We start from the raw sequence: 3,326 nt of genomic DNA, 5'->3' as shown, positions 1-3,326 counted from the left end.
ATCTGGTGAGAGAGGGCCGATTGGGTCAGATGCACGCGTTCGGCGGCCTCCACCAGGGAGCCGGCATCGCGCAGGGCGACCAGGGTGCGAAGGTGGCGAAGTTCGAGCATTCGAGTGAGCCTGATTCATCTTGAAGATTAAGAAGTTTAGTTTGATTCACATCTCCTGGCCAGCGAGACTTCCCGCCATCATTCATGCAGAAAGGACGTCATCATGACGCTGGCTCATATCATCGGCTATCCGCGCATCGACGCGGATCGCGAATTGAAGCGCGCCACCGAGGCCTACTGGCAGGGCGACATCGACCGCGAGGCCCTGGAGGCCACCGGACGCGCCCTGCGCCTGGCGAACTGGGCGGCCCAGCGCGAGGCCGGACTCGACCTGGTGACGGTGGGGGACTTCGCCTTCTACGACCAGGTGCTCGATGTCTCGGTGCTGCTGGGGGCAGTGCCGGCCCGTTTCGGAGCCGAGGAGGAGGTGGCACGCGGCGAGGTGTCGCTGGACACCGCCTTCCGCATGGCCCGGGGGCGGGCACCCAGCGGCGAGCCGGCCGCGGCCTGCGAGATGACCAAGTACTTCGATACCAACTATCACTATCTGGTCCCGGAACTGCACGCCGGCCAGGCCTTTCGCCTTGCCAGCAGTCGTCTCTTCGACCAGGTGGACGAGGCCCGGGCCGCCGGCCACCCGGTCAAGGTGGCCCTGACCGGTCCACTGACCTGGCTATGGCTGGGCAAGGGGCGCGGCGAGGCCCGCGAGGATTTCGACCGACTGGCGTTGCTTGACGGCGTCCTGGATGTCTATGCCGAGGTACTGGAACGGCTGGCCGGAAAGGGCGTCGAGTGGGTCCAGCTCGACGAGACGGCGCTGGTGCAGGACCTGCCCCTGGCCTGGCGGCAGGCCTATGAGCGCGCCTACCATCGGCTTCAGGCCACCCCGGTCAAGCTGCTGCTGGCAAGCTCCTTCGGCGGCCTGGGCGACAATCTCTCCCTGGCGGTGGGCCTGCCGGTGGATGGCCTGCACATCGACGTGGTGCGTGCCCCGGCACAGCTGGAGGCGGTGCTGGATCGCTTGCTGCCCCACAAGGTGCTCTCGGTGGGGGCCATCGACGGACGCAATGTATGGCGGGCCGACCTGGCCCTGCTGCGGGATCGCCTGGCCACGGCGCGCATGCGCCTGGGCGAACGGCTGTGGATCGCCACGAGCTGCTCGCTGCTGCACGTACCGGTGGACCTGGCCGCCGAGACCTCGCTGGATGCCGAGCTCAGGAGCTGGCTGGCCTTCGCCCGTCAGAAGCTCGACGAGACGGCTACCCTGGCACGCTTGCTGGATGGCCGCGCCAGCGCCGCCGACCGTGATCGCGTGGAAGCTGCCAGCCGGGCCCTGCAGTCGCGTCGCGAGGCGCCTCGCCTGCATCGCCCCGAGGTCGCCGAGCGGCTGGCCGGGGTCACGGCGTCCGATACCCGGCGCGCGCACCCCTTCGCCGAGCGTGCCGTGGCCCAGCAGCGCCACCTTGCGCTGCCGCTGTTCCCCACCACCACGATCGGCTCCTTCCCCCAGACGGCGGAGATTCGCGCCGACCGGCGCGCCTTCAAGGCCGGCGAGCTCTCGCGCGAAGGCTATGAGGCCCGGATGTGCGAGGAGATCGCCCGGGTGGTAGCCCGCCAGGAGGCGCTGGGCATCGACATGCCGGTGCATGGCGAGCCCGAGCGCAACGACATGGTCGAATACTTCGGCGAGCAGCTCGACGGCTATGCCTTCACGCGCTTCGGCTGGGTGCAGAGCTACGGGACGCGCTGCGTCAAGCCGCCGATCCTCTTCGGTGACGTGGTGCGCCCGGCGGCGATGACGGTGCGCTGGAGCGAATACGCCCAGTCGCTCACCGACAGGCCCATGAAGGGCATGCTCACCGGGCCAGTCACCCTGCTGCAGTGGTCCTTCGTGCGCGACGACCAGCCCCGGGAGACCACCTGCCGGCAGCTCGCCCTGGCGCTGCGTGACGAGGTCCTCGACCTCGAGGCGGCGGGCATCCGCGCCATCCAGATCGACGAGCCGGCGCTGCGCGAGGGACTGCCGCTGCGCCGCGCCGAGTGGCAGGGCTACCTCGAATGGGCCGTGGCCTGCTTCCGGCTGGCCGCCTCGGGGGTGCGCGACGAGACCCAGATCCACACCCACATGTGCTATGCGGAGTTCAACGACATCATCGCCTCGATCGCGGCGCTGGATGCCGATGTCATCACCATCGAGACCTCGCGCTCGGACATGGAGCTGCTCGATGCCTTTCAGGACTTCACCTATCCCAACGCGATCGGGCCGGGGGTCTACGATATCCACTCGCCCAACATCCCCGAGGCGGCCTGGATGGTGGCGCTGATGGAGAAGGCCGCCGAGCGCATCCCGGTCGAGCGGCTCTGGGTGAACCCGGACTGCGGCCTAAAGACCCGGGGCTGGGCTGAGGTGGAGCCGGCCCTGGCCAATATGGTCGAGGCGGCGCGGGAGCTGAGGCGTCGCCATGGCTGAGATCCAGCGTTGAGCGGCGAGCCGGCGCATGGCGGCGGAACGGCTGGTATGCTGACGGACCAGGGAACATCGTCGACACGCAAGGAGCTGTCATGTCTCGTCACACCGTTCGTGCCACCCGCCCCCTCGTCCTGCTGGGGGCGGCCCTGTGGCTTGCCGGCTGCGCCGCCACCCCCGACGGCGCGGCGACACGCCCCGAGGTCAGCGATCGCGAGGTCTCCCGCGAGGATGCTGCCCCCGAGACACAGCCCACCGCGCCGCTGATGCCGTCGCTCTTCTTCCCCGGCGAGGCCACGTCGCTCACCGCCTGGCGCTGCACGCCGGCCCAGGATCTGGTCACCGCGGCGACCGAGGAGGAGCTGCGACTCTGGTCCGCCCACGGGGCCTACCGGCTGCCGCCGGCGGTGGTGGCCAGCGGTGCCCGCTACCAGCAGGGCGAGCTCAGCTTCTGGAACAAGGGCGACGAGGCGGTAGTGGAGAGCGCCACGGGGCGGCTCGACTGCACCCGCGACCTGAGCCAGGAGGTGCTGACCCGTCGCCAGCGGCCGGGCACCATGTTCCACGCCCGCGGCAACGAGCCGGGCTGGGTGGTCAACCTGGCCAATGACCGACCCGAGGCGACCCTGGTGCTGGACTATGGCGAGCGCGAGATGACCCTGCCCTACCGGGTGACCACCCTGGATAACGGTGAGGGGCGCATGATCCTGGCCAGCGGCCGGGCCGATATGCCCTTCGAGCTGCGCCTCGAGGCACGGGCCTGCTTCGACAGCATGAGCGGTCAGCCCTTCCCGGCGCGGGTCACCCTG

Annotated in this window: 3 protein-coding genes; 2 read left to right on the top strand and 1 reads right to left on the bottom strand. The window is 69.5% G+C overall.

What is annotated here, in order from left to right; all coding sequences use genetic code 11:
• On the bottom strand, positions 1–110 hold a 110-nt coding region (locus RI841_RS15585), incomplete at its 3' end, for a LysR family transcriptional regulator (RefSeq protein ID WP_310706547.1).
• A gap of 103 nt (positions 111–213) precedes the next feature.
• On the opposite strand from RI841_RS15585, the gene metE reads away from it, so the two are divergent.
• Both metE and RI841_RS15575 read left to right on the top strand, forming a co-directional pair.
• Positions 214–2,520, top strand: a complete 2,307-nt coding sequence (gene metE / locus RI841_RS15580; RefSeq protein WP_310706546.1) for a 5-methyltetrahydropteroyltriglutamate--homocysteine S-methyltransferase — start codon at positions 214–216, stop codon at positions 2,518–2,520.
• Between the two features lie 92 nt (positions 2,521–2,612).
• A partial coding sequence (locus RI841_RS15575; protein WP_310706545.1) for an MliC family protein occupies positions 2,613–3,326 on the top strand: 714 nt, incomplete at its 3' end.

This window comes from Halomonas sp. (assembly GCF_031581305.1).
Taxonomy (GTDB): domain Bacteria; phylum Pseudomonadota; class Gammaproteobacteria; order Pseudomonadales; family Halomonadaceae; genus Halomonas.
The sequence above is the reverse complement of the archived record's forward strand: the minus strand, read 5'-3'. Positions and strand labels throughout refer to the sequence as shown.